Source organism: Streptomyces sp. NPDC005728 (genome assembly GCF_040630895.1).
Classification (GTDB): Bacteria; Actinomycetota; Actinomycetes; order Streptomycetales; family Streptomycetaceae; genus Streptomyces.
On sequence record NZ_JBEXYL010000089.1, the window covers coordinates 1 to 21,640 of the forward strand.

The following is a 21,640-nucleotide window of genomic DNA, read 5'->3' on the forward strand; positions in this document are numbered from 1 at the left end:
ACCAGCCACTCACCGAAGTTGTGCAGACCCGAGCCGAGTACCGGCCAGATGTAGCCGAAGACGATGCCGATGAGCAGGCCCGCGAAGGCCGACAGTGCCGAGCTCAGCGTCGGTGTGGACCGTGTCCTGGTCGCCTGCCATGACTTCACGGGACTGCTGGATGCCGGGGTGCCGATGCTGGCCTTCCTGAACCAGCCGCCGTGGCGGCGCTTCGACCTGCCCACCGGGCACTGGCCGATCCTGTCCGCGCCCGCCGAAGTCGCCGGCATCCTCGGCGCGGCCGTCTCCTGACCGCGCTGGCTGAGAGGTACAGCCCAATGCTTGACCACGAAAGCCTCCGCAGGCTGCGGGCCTGTGCGCAGGCCCTGGCCGGCGGAGCACGGGAGGACTCTGCCGAGGCGGTCGTCCGACGGGTCTTCGCCATCCAGGCCCAGGACGCCACGGCCGCCGACCTGGGCATCCGGGTACGCGGGCTGGACATCAACGTCGGGGCCATCCGCGCGGCCTACGAGGACGAGCGCAGCATCGTCCGCAACTGGTACATGCGCGGCACCCTGCACACCATCCCCAGCGAAGACGCCCGCTGGGTGTTGCAGTTGCTGTCCCCGCGGATTCTTGCCGCAACCAGCCGCCGCTACCAGCAGCTGGGCCTCGACGACGGCCTGCGTCAGCGCGCCGACCATCTCATCCGGCGCGTTCTTGCCGCGCACGGCCCACTCACCCGGGCCGAGCTGACCGTGCACCTCACCACCCTCGGCATCCCGCCGGACGGGCAGGCGCCGTTCCACCTGATCCGCCACGCAGCACTGATCGGCATCCTCTGCCACGGCCCACAGCGCGCCGGTGAGGCCACGTATGTACTGCTCGACGACTGGCTGCCCACCACCGGGCGCTTCCGGTGGGAGAAAGACGCTGCTCTCGCCGAGCTGGCCCGCCGCTACCTTGCCGCGCATGCCCCCGCCGCCTTGGAGGATTTCGCCGCCTGGTCCGGGCTGCCGGTCACCTGGGCCCGCAGGGCCTGGAAAATGCTGGCGGGATCCGGCGTGATCACCGAGTACGGCGTGTTGACCATGATCGCCGGGCGGATGCAGGAACTCCCGGGCCCGTCTGCCACTCCAGACGTTCGCATGCTGCCCGCCTACGACAACTACCTGGTGGGCTACCGCACCCGCGAGGTGTCCGTCCCCGCTCCCCATCAGGCTCGCGTCTGGCCAGGAGGCGGCCTCATCCGGCCGACCGTCATCGCCGACGGCCTGGCCATCGCCACCTGGAGCCGTGGCTCCGGCGCGCGCTCCATCAAGGTGGATGCGTTCGAGCCTGTCCCTCCGCAGATCCAGCGGGAAGTCGACGTGGAGAAAGACGCCGTCGTCCGCTTCCTGCGGCCCACCACATAACCAACCGCCTCCGTGCTGACCCGAGTGCTACATCCGCTGATCATGTGACTTACAGTGAGCGCCGTCACAGCACGGGGAGAGGCGATGAAGAGGGGGCAGGGCCGGTGGCGTTCCTGACCGACGAGCAGCGCCGCACCTACGGAACGTTCACGCAGGTGCCAGACGACGGGCAGCTGGCCGGCTACTTCCTCCTCGACCGCGACGCCCGCAGGCGGACGATGGCCTGCCGGGGCGCGAGGTCGCAGGTCGGCTACGGCGTCCAGCAGTAATACTCCAGTCAGAATTCGTGTTCTGAGCTGGTTCTTCTTCGGTAGTGGCAGCGGCGGGCGACGGCTTGGTGGTGTCTGCGCCAGTGGGACCAGTTCAGTGCGTGCAGTTGTCGGTCCTGGTGGGGTCTGAGGTGGGGCAGGAGAGTGTCCAGTAGGCGCCGGGTCTCTGCCACGGTGAGGGGGATGAGGCTGGTGGTGTCGTTTCTGCTGCCCCTTTTGCGGTGTCCAGGGCCCGGACTGCGAGGACAGCGTGGAAGGCGTGGGCGAGCATGGCCAGGGTGATGTGGCGATACCAGCCCACGTAGCGTCGGACCTCGTACTCGTCCAGGCCGCACTGGTTCTTCGCGGCCTGGAAACACTCCTCGATGGCCCAGCGTGAGCCGGCAACGCGGGCCAGTTCACCGACCTCGACACCGACGGGTGCGTAGGCGAGGTAGTAGGCGAGCTCGCTGGGGTCGGACAGGCTGCGTCGGGCCATCACCCAGCGGTGATGGGTGGGTGGGTCCGGGTCGAAGATGATGTTGGCGGGCAGTTTGGCCGCGGCCCAGTCGTAGACGCGCGGGCCCTTGGCTCCGTCGCCGCAGGAGAGGGTCTGCCAGGCGTCGGCAGGTGCTTCCTCGATGAGCTGGTCGATGCGCCAGCAGCCCGCCAGGGACTTGATCTGCTGGGACTTCGGCACCGCCACGACATAGCCGACGTCGAGCTGTTCGAGCAGGCGGCGGAAGGACCAGTCCTGTCCGTAGGCTTCATCGGCAGTCACCCACGCGGCGGGCAGGCCCGCGGCGAGGCAGCGCCGTCCGCGGCGCGCGCCGACGGCCTGCGCGGGCAGCTCGAGGAGCTGACCGCGGCTCTCGCCGAGGCGGAAGGTCGTCTCGCCGAACTGACCACCACCCGGAAGATCGTCGAGAGCCTGGCCCCCGCCGGAAGCGCACCGCCGGCCGAGCCGACCGCCGACACCTACCAGCGCATCCTGGCCGTGTTCAACGAGCACCCCACGCAGCCGTTCCGTGCCCGCGAACTCCACGAACTCCTCGGCCTGCCCACCGACGAGGCCACCGTGAACATCACCCGCTCCCGCCTCGGCCGGCTGGCCCGCCAAGGCGTCCTCACCCAGCCTGGACGCGGCCTGTACCAGAAGCGGATGTAACGGCCGCTCAGCGGGCTGGGATCGGCATGGTCGACGGCCGCCACTCTCGCCTGATCAACCCGAATACCCACGAGTCGGATACCTCGCCGTTCACGACGCAGTCTTCCCGCAGTGTCCCTTCCCGCACGAATCCGACCTTCTCCAGAACCCGGGCAGATGCCACGTCGCGTGTATCGGTCTCAGCCTGAACTCGATTCAGGTCCAGTGTGTCGAATGCCCACTTCAGCACGGCGTGCGCGGCTTCCGTCGCGTAGCCGTGGCCCCACATCGCATCCGCGAGGCAGTAGCCCAACGACGCGCTGCGGTAGTCCGGGTTCCATCCGGTCAGACCGCACCAGCCGACGAAGGCCCCATCAGAAGCACGGTCGATGACCACCCGCACCCCGGTGCCTTCGTCCGCCATCTTCCGGCACGTCGCGATGAAGCGGTCGGCTCGAGCCCGTTCGTTCCACGGCGGGGAGTCCCAGTAGCGCAGCACGTAGGCGCTGCTGTGCAGTGCGAAGAGGGGATCAACGTCGGTGTCGGTGAAGGGGCGCAGTCGCAGGCGAGCGGTGTGCAGTATGGGGGTGGCCAAAGTCATGCGCACCATCTTGAGTCCTCATGGGGCGGGCAGAACACCGAATATCCGATCCGGACTTAACGCCCTCTGAAATGCGCGGTGCAAGGTCCATTTGCGGCGCGCAGAACGCGACGCCGAAGATGTAGGGGGTTCCCTCATGCTTCGGCCGGTCCGACACGGAACGCTGATCCGGGCAACACGCTGCCGTGGCGGCGAACCGAACAGAAGGACACCCATGAGACGTCTCTCCGTAATCCGCAACGCAAGGCGCGCAGTGCTCGCGTCGGGAATCGTCGCGGCGCTACTACCGGTCGGCGTCGCGCATGCCACGGATGCCGAACCGGGGCCGGCGGGCACGGCACCGATCAGTAACTCCGCCAGCGGGCCGTCGATCTCCGCCGACGGCCGCTACGTGGCTTTCGCTTCGCCGGCAAGGGATCTGGTGGCCGGTGACACCAACCGAGCGGACGACGTGTTCGTGCGGGACCGGCAGACCGGCGTCATCACCAGGGTCAGCGTCGACTCCGCAGGGAACCAGGCCAACAACGTGAGCCGGAATCCGTCGATCTCCGCCGACGGCCGCTACGTCGCCTTCGAGTCCTCCGCGTCGAACCTGGTGGCCGGTGACACCAACCGCTACCGCGACATCTTCGTGCGCGACCTGCAGACCGGTGAGACGAGCAGGGTCAGCGTCGGAAGCCACGGCGAGCAGAGCGACAGTGAGAGTTTTCATCCGTCTATTTCCGCCGACGGCCGGTTCGTCGCGTTCGACTCTCCCGCGTCGAACTTGGTGTTCGGCGACACCAACGACATCCACGACGTTTTCGTGCGCGACCGGCAGACCGGTGGGACCACCAGGGTCAGCGTCGATTCCAACGGTCGCCAGGGCGACGACATCAGCCAACTGCCGTCGATTTCGGCAGACGGGCGCTACGTCGCCTTCTCTTCCGGCGCGAAGACACTGTCCCTGTTCCCCGACAACAACCGAGCGGACGACGTGTTCGTGCACGATCAGCTGACCGGGTACACCGACCGGATCAGCGTCGGTCCCGACGGCAACGAAGGCAATTCCGCCAGTCGCACGGCGACCATCTCGGCCGACGGCCGCTACGTCGCGTTCGAATCCACGGCGTCGAATCTGGTGGCGGGCGACACCGGCGGTCCGAACGACACCGACATCTTCCTGTACGACCGGGTCACCCGGACAACGACGCAGGTGAACCTTGGCCCCGATGGCCTGAGCGACAGCGGAACCCCCGGCCAGGAGCGGACGACGCTCTCCGCCGACGGCCGCTACATCGCGTTCGTGTCCGGCGAGGACAAGCTGGTGACCGGCGACACCAACTCACGCTGGGACGTGTTCGTGCGAGACCGGGTGACCGGCACCACGACCAGGGTCAGCGTCGCCAATGACGGCTCGCAGAGCGATGGGTACAGCGACAGCCCCTCGATTTCGGCCGACGGCCACCACGTCGCTTTCGCGACCAGCGCGACGAACCTGGGCGGTGACGGCACCGGCCGGAAGTTCAACCTGTACGTACGCGACCTCGGCAACTGAGTTGTCGGCCGCCGTGGCGTCCTCAATCGCGCGCTGCGGCGGCCCACACGCCGGCCAGAGCAGCACGACCGGAGACGCCGACCTTCGCGTAGACCCGGCCCAGGTGGACTTCGATGGTCCTGGGACTCAAATGCAGCCGGAGGCCGATGTCCCGGTTGGTCAGGCCATCCGAGACCAGGTTGACGATCTCGACCTCACGGACGGTCAAGTCAAAGCGCTCGGCGCCGCTTTCGGGCCGGGGACCGCGCGCGTTCAGGCGCCGCTCCTCGCGCGCGACCTGCGGCAGGAACAGTTGCGCGTCACACCGGGTGAACAAGGCGCGGGCGGACACGAGATGCTCACGGGCCTGGTCGATCGCCCCGCTGCCGCCGAACGCCGTCGCGGCCAGCAAGTGCGCCCGCCCGGCCTCCACGGCCGCCCCGATCCGGCCGAACGCGCCGGCAGCGGCAACAGCGAGCGGTGCGGCTGCCGCCGGATCCGTTGGCAGCGTGGCGATCGCGCGGGCCTGCTGCGCCATGGCGGTACGCAGCGGAAGCTCGAGCTGACCGGCCGCGTCCTCCGCTCGGTCGGCCCATGCCGCGGCCGCGGCAACCCGGCCGGCCGCGACCTCCGCCTCCGTGAGCATCAGGTACACCAAGGGCCTGGTGCGGAGGCCCACCGCGGGCAGCTCGGCCCCACCGCCACTGGTGAGCAACAGCTCGATGCAAGCGTGCGGATCACCCGAGTGCAACATCGCCTGCGCCAGCATCGCCTCGGCCTGGCCACTGCGCCAGGAACTCATGGCCGTCACCTGGTCGTCGACCACGATGGCCTCCTTACCCAGGCGGATCGCCTCGGCCAGGTCGCCGCGCCAGGTGGTGATCCAGCAGCCGAAGGTCAACGCCATGACCCGCAGCTCCTCGCTGCCGGTCAGTTCCGCCGACTCCAGGCTGTCGTCGAAGCAGGTCGTTGCCGCCGCCAGCTCGCCGAGGTAGGCATGCACCATGCCGCGGATCGCGGTCAGCAGCGCGATCTTGTGGGACTGCCTGCTCGCGCGGGCCAGTTGCAGGCCGCGGCTCATGTGCCGGCTCGCCGCCGTGAGCCGGTCGGCGGAGACTTCCGACCAGCTCAGCCAGAACGCCGCATCGATGTCGCGGACCAGGTCGCTGTCGGGCAGCGCGTCCAGGAGTGCAGCCGCCTCGTCCAGCCGGTCGGCCCGCCGGTCGATGAGGGTTGCAGCCGACAACGCCGTCGCCAGCAGCATCGGATCCCCGACCTCCCGCGCGGCGGCGATAGCCTCGGCCACCCGGCCCTGTCCGTGCTCGCGCTCCACACTTTCACCGGCAACGAGCGCGACGAGCAGGACGGCCGCCGAGTGGGCGTCAACACCTTCGACGCGTTTCCACTCGCTGTGCAGCATCGCCCTGGCCTCGGTGTAACGCCCGAGAATCTGCTCCACCGTCGCACAGGCCCGCGCTGCCTGCGCCCGGATCTGGGTGAGTTCGGCAGGCAGGAGACGCAGCACCTCGTGCAAGGATTCCCTGGCCTGCCGCAGGTCGCCCGTGGCGCCGAGTACGTGTGCCAGTCGGCCGAGCAGGATCAGGCGCTGCGGCGTGGCCGACTCCGAGTCCGGGAGCAACCGGATGGCCGCCCGCAGGAAGTGCCCGGCGGTCGCCGGCGTCGTGTGCATCGTCGCCTCGGCCGCCTCGGTGAGCGCCGCGACCGCCTCGAGGTCACCACGGACGGCGGATCGCTCCACATGCCGGGCGAACTCGGCCGGCGGCGCGCCCCGGCTCCGGAGTGCCGACACGGCCCGGCCGTGTGCCTGAAGCCGCCAGCCAGGGCTGGCGTCCTGGTAGGCGACGCTGCGCACCAGCGGATGCCGGTATCGGAACCGGCCGGTCGCGCCGTCCAGTCGCACCAGGTCACGCTCGGCGAGCCGGTCGAGCGCGGCGAGCACGGACCCGGCGTCCATTGCCGCCGTTTCGGCGAGCGAATCAGCCTCGAAGTCGTCACCCACGACCGCGGCGGCGTGCGCGACGACCCGCTCTTGCGGAGTCAACGCGGCCAACTCGGAGGCGAGCACAGCGTGGACCGCCACCGGGATCGCCCCGTCGGGGTGGAGCGCCGCATCACCGACGGCGAGACCTCGCTCACCGGCCCGCACCAGGGCTTCCAGGTAGAACGGGTTTCCGCCGCTGGCCCGGTAAAGCTCTTCCCGCCGGGAACGGCTCAGACCTTCCGGCATGACGTGGCCGGCATCGGCTTGGCTCAGCGGCGCGAGTTCCAGCAGCTCGGCCACCCCGTCGGTAGCGGCGCGGGAGAGCGCGTGCCACAGCCGTAGCGACGTCTGCCGGGGCCTGCCCGCCAATGCCAGGACCAGCCGCGCCTGGGGTGGGTGGCGCAACAGGTGGTCGAGCAGCTCGACCGAACCCTCGTCCGCCCAGTGCAGATCGTCGAAGACGAGCACCAGTCCGGACGGCTCGGCGACCAGCTCCAGCAACGCCCGAACCGCCCGGTGCAGCCGGTACCGCTCCGCGTCGATCAGGTCGGCGGGACCGGCGGCGGGAATCGCCGGGAACACGGTCGCGAGAAGTGCGAGCTGCTGTTGCCCGAGGGAGGCGAGACGCTCCGGGCCCAGCTCGGCGAGCTGGTCGTCGAGCGCGGTGACGAACACACCGAACGGGATGTGGGTCTCGAACTCCGCCGCACGTGCGCTGCGGACCGTCCATCCTGCGGTGTCCGCCAGTTTCCCCAGCTCCGTCAGCAGCCGGCTCTTGCCAATCCCCGGTTCGCCGGTGACCGCGACGCACCGGGTGCCACCTTCGCCCGCCAGCACCGCGCGCAGGATCGCGACTTCTCGAGCCCGGCCGGGAAATCCGCCGACGGGCTCCCCTTTTGCTTCGTCAGTCATGCTGGCGTCGACTCACTTTCCGTCCGCGACCAGGCGATGGTATCGACGCTCGCGTGCCCTCGGCAGGCGGCCCAGCCGATCACCTCAGTCCACATCGGACAGATGACGTGCTGACCGAAGTCCGTGAATGCCATATTGACGCCGCCCATCGCCCTCAATGTGGCATTCACAACGAAAGTCGGGCGGGCATGAGCGCAGTCGCGCGACGTGCGATTGGCGGCCGGCCTCCAGCTCGTAGAACTCGACGTCGATCGACGACTTGGGCAGGCAATTCGCCTCTCTGGCAGCGGAGTTCGGCGTCTGTCTGTCTGTCGGCCGCACCGTGCAGTGCTGGGACAACGCGCTCGCCGAGTCGTTCTTCGCCACCATCAAGAGGGAGTTGCTCGATACCGCCGCCTGGCCCAGCCGGGCCGCCGCCCGCACCGCGATCTTCGACTTCATCGAGGGCTGGTACAACTTGCACCGACTGCACAGCAGCATCGGCTGCCGCAGTCCCGCCGAATACGAGAACGCACCCGCAGCCTACTGAGCTTGAAAGCGTGATGTCGTTGCAAGGAGGCGGCCCGGTCGGTCCAGGCGCCCCTTTGTGTGTTGCGCTGCGGCCGGTCGTTGTCGGCTTGGCCTAGGCGTCGAGGGACTCCGCGGCCTCACGGATCACATCGAGGACGAAGTCAGGATGCGAGAGCATGGGAACGTGGCTGCTGTCCACGGGACGGACGTTGGCGCCCATGCGCTCGGCGGCGGACCGCTCCAGGTCGGGGTGCACGGTACGGTCGTTGTTGGCGACGATGAACCAGCTTGGCTTCGTCCGCCAGGCGGTGCCGGGAACCTGCTGGTTGAACAGGTCCGCAATGGGCACAGCGCCCGTCGCCAGGACGAGCTTCTGCTCCGCTTCCGGGAGGTCGCCGCAGAAGTGCGGGACGCCCGAGGGCTTGAGCCACACGCGGCCGTCAGCAACGTCCACGTGCTCGAAGATGGGCGTGCGGGGGAATTTGTCCAGCTGTTCCTGCGACGTCTCGTCCTCGTCTGGGGCGAGCGCGGCGATGTACACCAGAGCGCCGACGCGGTCGTGGGTGCCCGCTTTGGTGATCAGGGTCCCACCGTAGGAGTGACCGACCAGCACGATCGGGCCGGGGACGTGGTTGAGCGTGAAGTTGACGCACGCGACGTCGCTTTCGAGCGAGTCGAGGCCGTGCTGTGAGGCGAAAACCTCGTGCCCTTCAGCCTGGAGCGTGGGGATGAGCTTGTTGAAGCACGACCCATCCGCCCAGAGTCCGTGGGCGAAGACAATGCTGGGCTTGCCCGCCATGGCATTTCCTCCTACGGAGAGATTAAATATGCAACATTGCACCACATTGCACGTTTAGTGCCTATTTTTGCATGATGGCCAAGCGTGTCGCCCCGTCCCAATCGTTGGGCCTACGAGGTTGAACGTGTTGTCGTGGTGGTCATGTGTTGATGATCAGGCCCGTTTCGGCGAGGCAGCTGTCTATGAGGTCGTCGCGGTACTGGATGTGGCGCAGACCGCGTCGGATGCGCTGGATGAGGTGTTCTGGCGTGCTGAAAGCGACGTTGGAGAGCCAGCCCCGCTGCAGCAGGGACCAGATGCCTTCGACGGGGGTTGAAGTCGGGCGCGTAAGGCCGCAGGTAGTAGATGGTCAGCCAGTCGCGCGAGGCGGCGAACTCCCGCAGCCCGGCGGCCTTGTGGACGGTGAGGCTGATGCCATGGACGCGGCGCGTTCGCAGTTGACCAGCCGGTTCGCCTCCTTCTCGGCGTCGGTGAGGCGGTGGGAGCGGGTCGCCTTGCGACCGGTGATGATGGACGGATCATCGTCGGGGTCGTCGTCGAGGCCGACGAAGCCGAGGTCGGCCAGGGCGCCGAGGCCGGCCTCGCGTAGATGCCTGGTGATGTGGTCGTGGCGGACGGCGGTGATCTCGCTGGCCCGCCCAGGGCGGGCGGAGGAGATCCAGATCAGGTTTGCCTTCTCATCGGTCAGTGCGAGGAAGAGCAGGTCATGGGCCTTGTGTTTCCCGCTGTAGTTCTTGCGGTTGTCCGCTCCGGTGCAGCGGCGGGTGCGCACGAGGGTGCCGTCCAGCAGGACCACCACACCGCCCCGACGGGCGATCTTCTTCAGGGCGCGGTCCAGACGCGGGGCCCGGGCAGCGAGCAGGTCGAGGACTTCCAGGACCCAGCGGCGGACGGTTGCAGCCGAGACGGAGTTGCCGCCGGTCATATCGGCCAGGCGCTGGTCGTGGCGCAGGACGGCCAGCACGACGATCGCCTGCGTGCCCGGAGCGGCCTTGCGCCAGTGCGTGCCCAGCTGCTTGCGGCGCCGGCGTATCAGTCCGCCGACGAGATCGACGGTCCGCGTCGACACAGGAAGCCGGGCCTGGTAGACAACACCGGAAGAGCCCTCGGCGGGCGGCTGTTTCTTCACATAAACGCCAACTCCCGCTGGGGGCCCTCGTGTTATGGCCGGAACTGGCCGCTCTGCCCCAGTCGGTGATCAACGGGGCCAGGTACCGCCCCGAGCCCGTCCGGGTCAGCCACCCCCGGTCGGACAGCTTGCGCAACTGGCCGCGGACAGGCTCGACCTTTGCCGGAGTGTTCTCGCGACCCAGCGCGAGCGCAACGTCCTTGGCCATCACCGGCCCCGACGCCTCCACGACGATCTCCATGATCCGCCGATACTCCGGCGTGAGCACCTCCACCCCCATGCCTTCCTCGCGGTCCGGGATCAGCCGCATCCCACCCGCCCCGCGCGTCACCACCACCGGCTCCGGCTCCACGATGCCCGACGGCCGCCGTCCCCCGTCCGTCGCCTCGGCCCACTGCCCGAACACCACCTCGGCCGCCTCCAGGCGGCCCAGCTCGGCGTCAATCTCCGCCAGCTCCTTGCGCAGCAGCTCGGCCCGCTCAGTCAGGCGCATCCGCCGCTCGATCGTCCACGTCAGCAGATCCACCATGCGCCTCCCTCACGTTGCGGAACCTACGAGACGCCTTGGGCGGACCATCCCAAAACCCGCGAACCGGCCCGTGGCAGACGATCACCTGCTAATGATCACGTCCGAGATCAGCACGAGCACGTCAATCTCCACCCACACAAGCGGCCCGACCTGCGAATTGAAAATCGATCAATGGGATGCCGAACGAGTCACCGGAGTTCGGCGGAACCGGTGGCCGCTGCTCCCGTGGTGGCGAGGGACCCATGAGGCGGACACTTCGCATGTCAGTCAGTCACTTGTAGATCTTGCCGGGCTCGGCCTTGGCCGGAGCGAGCAGCTGGGAGACGGTCACGAAGGTGTAGCCCTGTTTGCTGAGCGCCTTCAGGATGGAAGGCATGGCCGGCACGGTGCCCTTGTGCAGCGGGTGGAGCAGGATGATCCCGTCGCGGCCGGCGCCGTCGAGCACGCGCTTGGTGATCAGCGCGGTGTCGTCCGTCTCGTAGTCCTTCGCGGTCACCGTCCACAGCACCTGCGCCATCCCCAGTTCTTTCGCGACCTTGGAGACGCGGTCGTCGGTGCGGCCCTGGGGCGGGCGCATCAGCGTCGGCTCGCTGCCGGTGATGCCGGAGATGGCCCGTGCCGTGCGGCGCAGCTCGTCGCGGATCTGCGCATCAGAGACATCGGTCAGCACCGCGTGCGTCCAGGTGTGGTCCCCGATCTCGTGGCCGTCCTTGGCGATCCGCCGCACCACATCCGGGAACTTGTGGATGCGCCGGCCCTCAAGGAAGAACGTCGACGGCGCCTTGTACTGCTTCAGGAGGTCCATCAGCCGGTCGGTGGGTTCGCCCGGGTTGCCGTCGAAGGTGAGCGCGATGCACTTGGCCTTCCGGCAGTCCACCTGTTCCGACGGTATGCCTGCTCCAGACGCGGCCCGGTCACGTTCCTCGCGCGGGGAGAGAGTCTCCATCTTGTTCGCCTGGATGACCATGGCGACGGTCACGGTCACGGCCGCCACCACGGCCAGGGTTATGAGTATGAGCAGGCGAGGCCGCCTCTTCAGGATGTTCATCTCAAGGAGAAGATTTCAGCGACGGAAGGGTTGCCCAGCGGCCTCGATAGTGAGGCAGGACACGTGTGTGCAGCGCTTTCAAGCGAGCTGCGGCGCGACCTCGGCTGCGATCCGCTCCAGCGCCTCTTCGACGTGCTCGGCCGCCGGCGGTGGCGCTGATGTGCCTCGCGCCGGGCAACGGCCTGCTGCTGCGGCCGCCGCAAGGCGGGCCACCTCGGCTTCCGCTTCCGCGAGTTCCTTGCCCAACTGCTCGCCCCGGTCCGTCAGCACGACCTGCCGCTGAGCCACCCACGTCAGCACCGCAGCCACCCGCCGCCGCCCTCTCCCGCCCCGTGAACTCCCTTGATTCCGTGGACAGTAGACGGCACGGACGCCCCGCGGCCGTAGTTCCGGCGAATCATTCCATGACCAGACGATCACCTGCTACCGATCACGCCACCGACCAGCATGAGCACCCCCATGACCGGCCACACCAGCCCCGTGACCTGCAACTTCAGGATGAAACGATCTCATTGAGGTTCGCGTGCTTGAGCGGGGAGACGCGGGCGGCGTCCTCGTCCAGGACGTCGTGCTCACGCTCTTCGGCTGGACGCCCGCAACTCCACGACAGCGGCGTCCAGATAGCGGGTCGTCCACAGTGCGCCATGAAGCGCCTTGTCATATTCCCGTTTTAGCCGGGAGGAACTCGAAGGGAGGTCACTGGCGCTGAGCTGCGCGAGCTGGACCTGGCCGCTGCCGGCTTCGGCCTGGCTGCCTGAACCCGCCTGGAGGCAAGGAGCCGGCCGGGCAGGTCACGGCTGTGAGGTGGACCAGGAGGTGAGGGGTAGGGGGCCGCGGTCGATGACGGTGCGGATGCAGAAGGTGCTGCGGGCGTCGCGGACGGGGCCGATGGCCAGGATCTGGTCGGTGAGTACTTTCTCGAAGGTGCGCAGGTCCGGCACGGCGAGCTCGACGAAGAAGTCGGCATCCCCGGAGACCACGTGGCAGGCGACCACGTGCTCGATCGCCTTCAGTGCCTCTTCGACCACCTGGGAGGTGGTGCGGGAGTGCTCGACCTTGAGGGAGAGGAACACCGTCAGTCCGAGGCCGAGGCGCTCGCGGTCCAGATCGGCCCGGTAGCCGGCCAGAACCCCGTCCTCCTCCAGGGCCTTGGTGCGGCGCAGGCAGGACGAGGGGGAGAGGCGTACGGCCTCGGCGAGGTCGACGTTGGGGGTGCGTCCGTGGCGCTGGAGGTGGTCCAGGATCGCCCGGTCGATGCGGTCGTACAAAGGGCGTGGCATGAAATGCAGCGTATCGGCCAGAGCATCGAATAATCCTGCGCTCCAGCGCCGTCCGGGCACTGACTACACCATCGTGTGCGCCGCTTGGCGGCGCATCCTGGTCACGCACTCCGGCCGCTGCGCCGGACCCGCCGCCCCGTACCCCCTCCCACAGCCATCGGACTGACTCATGACCCCATTCCCTCTGGAACCCGACCGCGCCGCGATGACCGAGATGGGCCGTCTTGTCCTGGATCGTGTTGTCGACCGCACCGAGAACCTCGCGGCCCGCCCCGCGACCAGCCCCCTGTCCCCGCAGGCCGAGACCGACCTGGTGGAGTCCTTCCTGGCGCCGCCGCCCGCCCGGGGCGGCGACCTGAAGACGCTGCTCGCGCGCGTGGACGAGGCCGCCGACTGCGCTCTGGAGACCGCCGGGCCCGGCCACTTGGCGTACATCCCGGGCAGCGGTCTGTACTCGGCCGCGCTCGCCGAGTTCTACAACCGCGCCGCCAACCGCTACGGCGGCCTGGCCTCAGTGGCCCCGGCCTTCGCCGCACTGGAGGAGAGCGTGATCCGCTGGATGGCCCGCGAAGTATGCGGACTCCCGGACGGCAGCGGCGGCCTGCTGACCAGCGGTGGCTCGATGGCCACGTTCTCCGCGACGGTCGCCGCCCGCCACAACAGACTCGGCGAGGACCTCGCAGACGGCACCGTCTACACCACCGCCTTCGCCCACCACTCCGTCGCCAAGGCCGCCCGCCTCGCCGGCATCCGCGCCGCCCACATACGCACCGTGCCGCACACCCCCAACCTGCGGATGGACCCCGACGCCGCCGCGGCGATGATCCGCGCCGACCGGGAAGCCGGGCTGCGGCCGTTCCTGCTGGTGGCCACCGCCGGCACCACCGACACCGGCACCATCGACCCGCTGGCGCAGCTGGCCGACCTGACCCGCCGCGAAGACGTGTGGTTCCACATCGACGCGGCCTACGGCGGCTTCTTCCGCCTCACCGCACGCGGCACCCAACGCCTCGCCGGGTTCGAGGAGGCCGACTCGATCACCCTCGACCCGCACAAGACCCTGTTCCTGCCGTTCGGAACCGGCGCCCTGGTCGTCCGCGACATCGCCGCCCTGCAGGCCGCCCACGACGGCACTGGCAGCTACCTCCAGGACATGGGGGCGGCGGGGAGCATCCCGGACTCCGGTCACCTCGGGCCCGAGCTGACCCACGAGATCCGCGGTCTGCGGGCCTGGCTTCCCCTGCACCTGCACGGAGTCGAGGCCTTCCGCGAGGCCCTGGACGAGAAGCTCGACCTGGCCGAACACGTCCACAACGTGCTGTCCGACGTCGCGGAGCTGGAGGTCCCGCAACGCCCGGACCTGTCCACCGTGATCTTCCGATTCCGCCCCGCCGACAGCAGCCGGGCCGCCGCCGAGCGAGCCGACGAGGCGAGCCGCCGCCTACTGGAGCAGATCAACAGCCACCGACGCATCGTGCTCTCCAGCACGGCCGTCGACGGCCGCTACACCCTGCGCGTCTGCGTGGTCTCCCACCGCACCCACCACGACCGCATCACCGAGGCACTGGAGATCATCACTTCCGAGGCCGACGGCCTCACCGCCGCGTAACCGGCGGTCCTCATGAAACGGCCTGGGGCGTGAGCGACGACTTCAAGCTGTCAGCTTTCGAAGTCGGCTGTGCTGAAGCCCGAAGTCGGCTGGACTCGCTGACGGCGGATCATGCCGGGGTCAGCCAGGGTGAGTGGCTGACCCCTCTCTCGTCAGGCCTTGGTCACCGGTTCCTGGAGCTCGGTCACCCACTCGTTGCGCTTGTCGGGGCACTCCAGGTTGATCTCCCGCGGATAGCCGGTCGAGCGGTAGCCGTTGACGTCGATCCAGCGGCCCAGGGTCTGGATGGTGGGCAGGACGGTCTCCATCGAGCCGTGGTGCACAACGGTCGCCGCCTGCTCGATGGGCGGCAGGTCCACGATCCGCAGCCCGTCATCCTCCCTGCGGTCCACGGAGACCTCGACACCCGCGTGGATGAGGACCCCGCCGTCCTGGGCGTCCTCGTAGTACGCGATACCGGGCCCGGAGGGGGCGATGCCCGCCGCCTCCAGACGCCGGAACAGCTCGTCGTACAGCGGCTGGATGACCGGCCCGATGGTGTCGAAGTCCGGCGCCACACCGGTCAGTTCGGCCACCCGTACGCTCGGCAGGCTCTTCAGTACAACATCATTGCTGGGCATCTGCCCCTCGCTCTCGATCGAGCGGAGCCTTGCCTCGACCTGGACCAGCCGTGCCGCCGTGGCCGTCATTGCCGCCTCCAGCTCGGCGCGCCGCAGCCGGAGCATGCCGCGCAGTTCCTCGGTGGTGACCTTCTCGTCGAGGATCTCCTGGACCTGCTGAAGGGTGAAGCCAAGGTCCTTGAGCGCGATGACGCGGTTGAGGCGGGTGAGCTGGGCGGCCGTGTAGTAGCGGTAGCCGGTGGCGGGGTCGACGTGGGCCGGGTGCAGTAGTCCGGTCGCGTCGTAGTGGCGCAGCATCCGGACCGAGACGCGGCCGTGCCGGGCGAAGTCTCCGATGGTGAACATGATGTCTCCGAGTTGACCGCCTGACACGGTGTGAGGGTCAAGAACACTACCGGCGGCTGGGTGGCAACCGTGGCGTGGTGCCGGCGGGTGAATAGGACCGCCGGTGGCTTTCCGCCTGATGCTGCCGGCGGTCACCCCTGCAGACAGCGGTGCAGGGACGCCGTCGGAATGCCGGTCTTGGCGCTGATCTCCCCGTAGCTGCTGCCCTGGTCCTTGAGCAGGCGTGCGTACTCGATCTTGTCGGCGGGGTGGGCGATGTGGCGGCCGATGTGGCGGCCGATGTGGCGGCCGGCGGCTTCGGCGACCGCGCGGGCGTGGGCGGCGCGGTCGGTGGTGGAGGCGAATGTCCTGCGGAGGCGAGTTTGGCCACTCTGCGCGAGCGGCTGCTGGCCACCCCGCTGAGCCGCCTGGAGCGGTGTTGCCCGCTCCCACCACGAGCACCTCGCGCTCCTTCTAGGCCCCTGGGCTGCGGTAGTCGCTCCAATGCAGCAGCGTGCCGGTGAAACTGTGAGCCTGCGGCCGGGCGATGTACGACCCGCGCCCCGGTGACCCGGCTCGCTTCGACTGGACCGGCGTCACTCCCTGACCGTCACGGTGGACGCGCCTCGCGAACCGGCCGGGGGCAGGCTGGGAGGCGTGACCAGCGTGCGGATCGTCGTGCACCGGCCCTCCCGCACGGGCGGCCGGAGAGTCACCGTGCAAAGCCACGGCAGGGACGAGATCCTCGGCACCGCCTACAGCGACCAGGACCTGGTCGTGTTCCTCGAAGCCGTCGGCATCGCCGACCCTGAGGCCATCCTGGACGACCCGCAGCGGGTGGAATGGCGAGGCGGCCACGCCCACGAGTTCAGCACCGATTGAACCCACGGCAGCGGGGCCGGACAGGTTCACCCTGCCCAGCCCCGCTGTCCGTCCGTGCCTCCGCGGTCTCTGTCCAGGCGGTTGAGGCCTGCGCAGAGGACACTGCGCACGGCGAGGTCAGGTGGCCTGCGCGCCATTGCAGTACCGGATGCGGCCCAGTAGGTCGCGGCGGTAGCCAGCTGCCGGCTGGGACGGGCTCGGGGCTGCCGGTCAGGGTGTACCACTCTTCAGGGCCTGGGTACTGGATGGCGACCTGGGCGGTGCGACCGTCGCTTGCGAGGGTGGTCTGGACGGTGAGGTGGCCGGTGATGACGCCGACTTCGTCGGTCATCGCCCTACGCGGGCCGACTGTGATCTCGTCGGTGTATGCCTCGGTGTGCGGGCTGTGGTTCACGCGGCCACGTGACAGGGGCGTTCGGAACAGAGCACGGAGCAGTCGAAATATTTAGGGTATTGGTGATGATTTAGTCATTTGGTCATGAAGACGAGTGTTCAGTGACGAAAGAGCAGCAGACACCCGAGACGCCTGGCGCACTGGTACCGGAGCAGGCCGCGGACCTGCCGTATCAGCAGTCCGCTGTGGATGCTGCTCGCGCTGTGGCTCAGGGCGCCGCCCTGGTGGCCGCCTTGGTGGGCGCGACGGGTCTGTCCGGCTGGATCCTCGGCAACGAGGTTCTAAGGCGCATGCCCGGTTCAGACGCGACCATGAACGCGAACACCGCCGTGGCTCTCCTGCTACTCGGCGTCTCCCTGTATCTGGTGGCTCGCAGACGCGTCACCCTGTGGGCGATCACAGCGGCCCGTGCGGCCGCAGCCCTCGTTGTCTTGATCGGTGGGCTCACCATCGTGGAGTACGTGACGGGGGCGGGCCTGGGCATCGATGAACTGCTCTTCAAGGACGACGCGGCGCGGCTGGCGGCGGAGGTGCCCGGGCGGATGGCACCGAATACGGCTGCGGCACTGATGGTCGGCGGGGTGGCGGCGTTGTGCGCGAGCATGCCCAGGCTTCCCGCCTGGACGAGTCAGGTCCCGGGCCTGGCCGTCCTCGCGCTGGGGATGCTGCGGCTGTACGGGTTTGCGTACGCCGTGCCCGAACTTGAACGGTTTGGCGCATACAAGGGTATGGCCCTGTACACCGGGCTGGCTCTGGTGCTGCTGGGGCTCTCCGCCTTCCTCGCTCGGCCGGACCGGGGTCTTGCGGGACTGTTGATGAACGCGGGCGCCACGGGCGCGCTGGGGCGTCGGCTGTTCGCCACCGTCCTGGTGGTACCGGCGCTGCTGGGCTGGCTCGTCCTGGCCGGTGAGGACGCGGAACTGTTCGGAACACGTCTGGGTACCGCGCTGCTGGTGTGCGGGCACGTGACCGTGTTCACCGCCGTAATCTTCGCGACCTTGGCCGTGGGCCGCCGTATCGAGGTGGCGCATGCCCGGGCCGAATGGCAGGTGCGGCAGAACGAACTGCTGCAGGCGTTCATGGACCACACGCCCGCGGTGATGTTCATCAAGGACCTGGGCGGTCGCTTTCTGGCAGTCAACACGACGTTCGAGCAGAGCCTGGGCCTTTCCCGCGAACGGGTACTGGGCCGCCGGGACCTGGATGTCATGCCGCCCGCTCTAGCGCGTCAGGCACGGGCCGCCGACCTCGCCATGCTGGCCCGCGGCATCCCCGTGCAGCAGGAGGAGCTGCTCGCCCTGCCAGGCGGCCCACGCGACTTCCTCACCTCCTTGTTCCCACTCAACACCCCGTCCGGCAGTCCGTACGCCGTATGCGGTGTGGTCACCGACGTCACCGAACGAGTGGCGGCGCAGCGCGAGGTCCGGCGGGCCGGCCGGCGCTTCCGAGCGCTGCTGGAATCGGCACCCGACGCCACACTGATCACGGACGGGCGAGGCGTTGTCGTCATGGCCAATGCGCAGGTGCAGCGAATATTCGGGCACACGCCGGCTGACCTCCTGGGCACTGGGGTCGTCGATCTGGTGCCCGGCCCGCAGCGCCGACGGCACAGCGCGCTCCTCCGTGCCTATCTGCGGCAGGCGGACCCGAAGCCGATCGTCCTGGACAGAGGCCTGTACGGGCTGCACAGCGACGGCGGTGAGTTCCCCGTCGAGGTGAGCGTGAGCAGCCTCCAGGCCGAAGAAGAGACGCTGGTGTTCCTGACTGTGCGGGACATCACCGAGCGCAGACAGGCCGAGGCCGAACGCGCCCAGCGCTACGAGGAGCACCGGCGTATCGCCTACACCCTGCAGCACAGCCTCATGGGCGAGCCGTCCCGCCTGCCGTACCTGCCCAGCGCCCACCGGTACCTGGCATCCGTCCAGGACCCCGGAGTCGGCGGCGACTGGTTCGACATCATCCCCCTGGACCGGGATCGCACCGGCATCGTCGTCGGCGACGTGATGGGCCGGGGCCTGGAGGCGGCGGCCGTCATGGGCCAGCTGCGCGCCGCCTCCCACGCGCTGGCCCGCATGGGCATACCGCCCGATCGGCTCATGACCGGTCTGGACGCGTTCGTCGGTGACCTGGCGGACCAGCTCGTCACCTGCGTCTACCTGGTCGTGGACCAGAGTGCCCACAACGTCACCCTGTGCTCGGCCGGACACCTCCCGGTCATCGCTCTGCCCCCGGACGGGCCCGCTCGCCGACTGCAAGCACCGGCCGACGTACCGCTGGGTGTCAACGATGTGTGCGGCGGTGGGATGCCGTTCCGGCAGACGACTCACCCGCTGCCGCCAGGCACCGCTCTCGCGCTCTACACCGACGGACTGGTCGAAAGGCCCGGCACCGACATCGAGACCCAGATCGACATCCTCGCCCACACTCTCGACATCGCGATGCAAAGCGCTCCCATGGATCCAGAGAGCCTTGACCGGGCCGCGGACCGGCTGCTCGCAACCCTCATTCCGGACCTGGCCGCGCACGACGACGACGTGACGCTCCTGCTGGTCGGGCTGCCCGAGCCCGACAGGAACGCAGGCCACGCCTGACCGCCACGGCAGGCGTGGGACCCCCCGGTCGTGGCCACATTCCTCGTGTGTGGCCCGACGCCGAGTGGGGTGACGGTGGGCGCGTCGAGCGGTCGGGGGTGCTCGCCGCTGGAGGACGGGCGGCAGATGCCCGGCGCTGGCGATGCGGCACTCGCCGTGGTGCGGATCAGCCGGGCACGGGGCGAGCGGGGCGCCTTGCGGCCGGTCGTCGCTCCGGCCCACGGCGAGCAGAGGGCGTGGTTCGGCGAGGACGCCACGGCCGCTGTCGGCGATGATCCGCAGGATCTCGGCGCCGCGCTGGGGCTTGCTGTCGGACTCGTCGATGGCGCCGTCGACGAGTCCGACGATGACGGCGAGGCTGTGGCCGAGGATGTCGTGAGTCTCCTTCGAGACGCGGGCGCGGTCCCGGGCGACGGCGAGGTGGGCTTGCCGGTCCTTCTCCTTCTGCAGAGTGGCCATGACGATGCTGACCAGGCGGGTAGCGAGACCTGGGCCGGCGATGGAGGCCCCGGATGTCATGGCTGTGCCGGGATGCGTCTGCGTGGCGGGCATCTGCGTGACATGGGCGAGGAAGGTTGCCACCACGCTGCCGAAAGGCCGTACAGGGTCAGAGGCGGATGACGACCAGGGCGATGTCGTCGTCGGCCCCGCTGGTGACGCCGAGGCGGGCCAGCAATGCGTCCGCCAGCTGGTCGGGGGCGAGGGCGCGGTCCTGGGCGAGGGCTGAGGTCAGGCGGGTCAGACTGGCATCGATATCTTCGTCGCGGCGTTCGATGAGCCCGTCGGTGTAGAGCACGAGGGTGTCGCCTGGCGTGTAGGGCAGGCCGGCCTGTGGGCGGGGGACGTGGTACGGGCGGGCACCGAGCGGTGGATCGGTGGCCTGGTCCAGTAGCTCGCAGGCCCCGTCGGAGTGGAGCAGGACGGGCGGCGGGTGCCCGGCATTGCTGTAGACGATCAGTCTGCTGCGGGTGTCGATGAGTACCTTCACTGCGGTTGCGGCGGTCGCGCCTTCTACGGAGCGGGCGTAGAGACCGAGGACCTCCAGGGCTTGGGCAGGGCTGGGGATGGCCCGGATGGCTGCGCTCAGCGCACTGCGGAGCATGCCCATGACGGCTGCGGCCGGCAGTCCATGGCCGACGACGTCGCCGACCGCCGCGGCGTAGCGGTCGGGTGGCAGGTCGACGACGTCGTACCAGTCTCCGCACACGTTGAGTGACCTCGTCGCGGGCAGGTACCGCACGGCGATGTTGTTGTTGTGCTGGTGCAGGTCGGGGGCCTGGAGCATGGCTTCCTGCAGAGCGACGGCTATCCGGCGTTCGCGTGCGTGGGCCTGGCGCAGTTCCTGGTTCAGCCGCGACAGCTCACGGGCCCGCACGTAGAGCTCGGCTGCCAGACCCTTTTCCCGTTCGGTGAACTCCTGGGTGAGCCGGCGCGCCCGACGGGAATGGATGAAGGCGGTGACGTCCTCGGACCGTTGGACGATCCATTTCACCTTGCCGTCCGGCCCGGCAATCGGGGTGTGGATGTCGGACCACCACCGTTCCTCGAACCCGCTCTGCTGGTCGGGGTCGGGGATGTCGTACCGCTGCAGCACCAGGGTGTCAGGGGCCCCGGTGTCCAGGACCCGGTGCAATGACGCCTTGACGTTCCCTTCTGCGTCGTCATGTAGGCCGGGGTTCTCCGGCAGGGCGTCGAAGAAGTACTTCCCGATCAGCTCTTCGCCGGTCCTGCGGGTGGCCTCCATGTATGCCCCGTTGACGTAGCGGATCACCAGGTCCGTGTCCAGCACCAGGTACGGGCTCGGTGTGGCGTCGAAGAAGGCCGTGAAGTTGATGTCCGCTGTCATGGTGCGCTCTCTTCACCTCGAGCGCGATTACCTACTGCCAATCTACGAGCGATCCAGCGTCTGGGCTCACCAGATCTCGGCTTGGGCCTCCGCGACGCAGTCGGAGACCCGGCTGGCTCGCAGGAGGGACGAGGCCCTCCCCGCCCAGGCCGGGCGCCGCGGCGGCGATGTCCGGGAAGGCCGGAGTTCTGTATCGAATGCCTGATCGCCGCTTGTGCCGTTGAGCAGGACGTCACGCCGGTCGCACATGCGGCTGCGG

Annotated in this window: 19 protein-coding genes and 2 pseudogenes; 9 read left to right on the plus strand and 12 right to left on the minus strand. The window is 68.9% G+C overall.

Annotated elements, in window-relative coordinates; all coding sequences use genetic code 11:
• The first annotated feature begins 69 nt into the window (after nucleotides 1-69).
• The 3 genes from ABZ471_RS37785 (at nucleotide 70) to ABZ471_RS37795 (ending at nucleotide 1,663) form a co-directional block, all read left to right on the plus strand.
• The gene (locus tag ABZ471_RS37785) at nucleotides 70-291 is read left to right on the plus strand and encodes a hypothetical protein (protein WP_359073089.1); all 222 of its coding nucleotides are present in this window, start codon (nucleotides 70-72) and stop codon (nucleotides 289-291) included.
• Between the two features lie 26 nt (nucleotides 292-317).
• Complete coding sequence (locus ABZ471_RS37790; protein ID WP_359073052.1) at nucleotides 318-1,394, plus strand: winged helix DNA-binding domain-containing protein; 1,077 nt, start codon at nucleotides 318-320, stop codon at nucleotides 1,392-1,394.
• A 104-nt stretch (nucleotides 1,395-1,498) separates the two neighbouring features.
• Nucleotides 1,499-1,663, plus strand: coding sequence for a DUF4158 domain-containing protein (locus ABZ471_RS37795; RefSeq protein ID WP_359073091.1), 165 nt, complete (start codon nucleotides 1,499-1,501; stop codon nucleotides 1,661-1,663).
• Between the two features lie 94 nt (nucleotides 1,664-1,757).
• Here ABZ471_RS37795 and ABZ471_RS37800 read toward each other — a convergent pair whose 3' ends face one another.
• Entirely contained in the window at nucleotides 1,758-2,654 is an 897-nt protein-coding gene (locus ABZ471_RS37800; protein WP_359073053.1) for a transposase, read from the minus strand.
• Between ABZ471_RS37800 and ABZ471_RS37805 the strand changes: the two genes are divergently transcribed.
• Nucleotides 2,640-2,810, plus strand: a complete 171-nt coding sequence (locus ABZ471_RS37805) for a type IV toxin-antitoxin system AbiEi family antitoxin domain-containing protein (protein WP_359073054.1) — start codon at nucleotides 2,640-2,642, stop codon at nucleotides 2,808-2,810. The genes ABZ471_RS37800 and ABZ471_RS37805 overlap by 15 nt on opposite strands.
• A gap of 7 nt (nucleotides 2,811-2,817) precedes the next feature.
• Here the strand turns inward: ABZ471_RS37805 and ABZ471_RS37810 are convergent, their stop codons facing one another.
• Nucleotides 2,818-3,390, minus strand: coding sequence for a GNAT family protein (locus ABZ471_RS37810; RefSeq protein WP_359073055.1), 573 nt, complete (start codon nucleotides 3,388-3,390; stop codon nucleotides 2,818-2,820).
• A gap of 214 nt (nucleotides 3,391-3,604) precedes the next feature.
• Here ABZ471_RS37810 and ABZ471_RS37815 point away from each other — a divergent pair, with 214 nt between their 5' ends.
• The gene (locus ABZ471_RS37815; RefSeq protein ID WP_359073056.1) at nucleotides 3,605-4,927 is read left to right on the plus strand and encodes a hypothetical protein; all 1,323 of its coding nucleotides are present in this window, start codon (nucleotides 3,605-3,607) and stop codon (nucleotides 4,925-4,927) included.
• A 22-nt stretch (nucleotides 4,928-4,949) separates the two neighbouring features.
• Here ABZ471_RS37815 and ABZ471_RS37820 read toward each other — a convergent pair whose 3' ends face one another.
• Nucleotides 4,950-7,820, minus strand: a complete 2,871-nt coding sequence (locus ABZ471_RS37820) for an AAA family ATPase (RefSeq protein ID WP_359073057.1) — start codon at nucleotides 7,818-7,820, stop codon at nucleotides 4,950-4,952.
• Nucleotides 7,821-8,079: 259 nt separating this feature from the next.
• Here ABZ471_RS37820 and ABZ471_RS37825 point away from each other — a divergent pair, with 259 nt between their 5' ends.
• Entirely contained in the window at nucleotides 8,080-8,349 is a 270-nt protein-coding gene (locus ABZ471_RS37825; RefSeq protein ID WP_359073059.1) for an integrase core domain-containing protein, read from the plus strand.
• 93 nt (nucleotides 8,350-8,442) lie between these two features.
• On the opposite strand, the gene ABZ471_RS37830 is transcribed toward ABZ471_RS37825, so the two are convergent.
• From ABZ471_RS37830 to ABZ471_RS37855, 6 genes and pseudogenes are all read right to left on the minus strand, one after another.
• Entirely contained in the window at nucleotides 8,443-9,129 is a 687-nt protein-coding gene (locus tag ABZ471_RS37830) for an alpha/beta hydrolase (RefSeq protein ID WP_359073060.1), read from the minus strand.
• 139 nt (nucleotides 9,130-9,268) lie between these two features.
• A pseudogene (locus ABZ471_RS37835) lies at nucleotides 9,269-9,539 on the minus strand (transposase); the annotation flags it as partial.
• Entirely contained in the window at nucleotides 9,479-10,258 is a 780-nt protein-coding gene (locus tag ABZ471_RS37840; protein WP_359073061.1) for a transposase family protein, read from the minus strand. The pseudogene ABZ471_RS37835 and the gene ABZ471_RS37840, both read right to left, overlap by 61 nt.
• A gap of 800 nt (nucleotides 10,259-11,058) precedes the next feature.
• The gene (locus ABZ471_RS37845) at nucleotides 11,059-11,835 is read right to left on the minus strand and encodes a polysaccharide deacetylase family protein (RefSeq protein WP_359073063.1); all 777 of its coding nucleotides are present in this window, start codon (nucleotides 11,833-11,835) and stop codon (nucleotides 11,059-11,061) included.
• Between the two features lie 78 nt (nucleotides 11,836-11,913).
• On the minus strand, nucleotides 11,914-12,123 hold the full coding sequence (locus ABZ471_RS37850) for a hypothetical protein (protein WP_359073065.1): 210 nt from the start codon (nucleotides 12,121-12,123) through the stop codon (nucleotides 11,914-11,916).
• 503 nt (nucleotides 12,124-12,626) lie between these two features.
• Nucleotides 12,627-13,115 carry an Lrp/AsnC family transcriptional regulator gene (locus tag ABZ471_RS37855; protein WP_359073066.1) on the minus strand — a complete coding sequence of 163 codons (489 nt, stop codon included), beginning with the start codon at nucleotides 13,113-13,115 and terminating at the stop codon, nucleotides 12,627-12,629.
• A 169-nt stretch (nucleotides 13,116-13,284) separates the two neighbouring features.
• Here ABZ471_RS37855 and ABZ471_RS37860 point away from each other — a divergent pair, with 169 nt between their 5' ends.
• Nucleotides 13,285-14,724: an aminotransferase class V-fold PLP-dependent enzyme gene (locus ABZ471_RS37860; RefSeq protein WP_359073068.1), complete on the plus strand. Its 1,440-nt coding sequence runs from the start codon at nucleotides 13,285-13,287 to the stop codon at nucleotides 14,722-14,724.
• Between the two features lie 152 nt (nucleotides 14,725-14,876).
• Here ABZ471_RS37860 and ABZ471_RS37865 read toward each other — a convergent pair whose 3' ends face one another.
• Nucleotides 14,877-15,689 (minus strand): MerR family transcriptional regulator, encoded by an 813-nt coding sequence (locus ABZ471_RS37865; RefSeq protein ID WP_359073069.1) that lies wholly within the window; start codon nucleotides 15,687-15,689, stop codon nucleotides 14,877-14,879.
• 636 nt (nucleotides 15,690-16,325) lie between these two features.
• Here ABZ471_RS37865 and ABZ471_RS37870 point away from each other — a divergent pair.
• Nucleotides 16,326-16,550 carry a hypothetical protein gene (locus ABZ471_RS37870; protein WP_359073070.1) on the plus strand — a complete coding sequence of 75 codons (225 nt, stop codon included), beginning with the start codon at nucleotides 16,326-16,328 and terminating at the stop codon, nucleotides 16,548-16,550.
• A gap of 495 nt (nucleotides 16,551-17,045) precedes the next feature.
• Complete coding sequence (locus tag ABZ471_RS37875; protein WP_359073072.1) at nucleotides 17,046-19,535, plus strand: PAS domain S-box protein; 2,490 nt, start codon at nucleotides 17,046-17,048, stop codon at nucleotides 19,533-19,535.
• A 270-nt stretch (nucleotides 19,536-19,805) separates the two neighbouring features.
• Here ABZ471_RS37875 and ABZ471_RS37880 read toward each other — a convergent pair.
• Both ABZ471_RS37880 and ABZ471_RS37885 read right to left on the minus strand, forming a co-directional pair.
• A pseudogene (locus tag ABZ471_RS37880) lies at nucleotides 19,806-20,087 on the minus strand (two-component sensor histidine kinase); the annotation flags it as partial.
• 55 nt (nucleotides 20,088-20,142) lie between these two features.
• Nucleotides 20,143-21,381: a SpoIIE family protein phosphatase gene (locus ABZ471_RS37885; RefSeq protein WP_359073073.1), complete on the minus strand. Its 1,239-nt coding sequence runs from the start codon at nucleotides 21,379-21,381 to the stop codon at nucleotides 20,143-20,145.
• Nucleotides 21,382-21,640 lie beyond the last annotated feature (259 nt).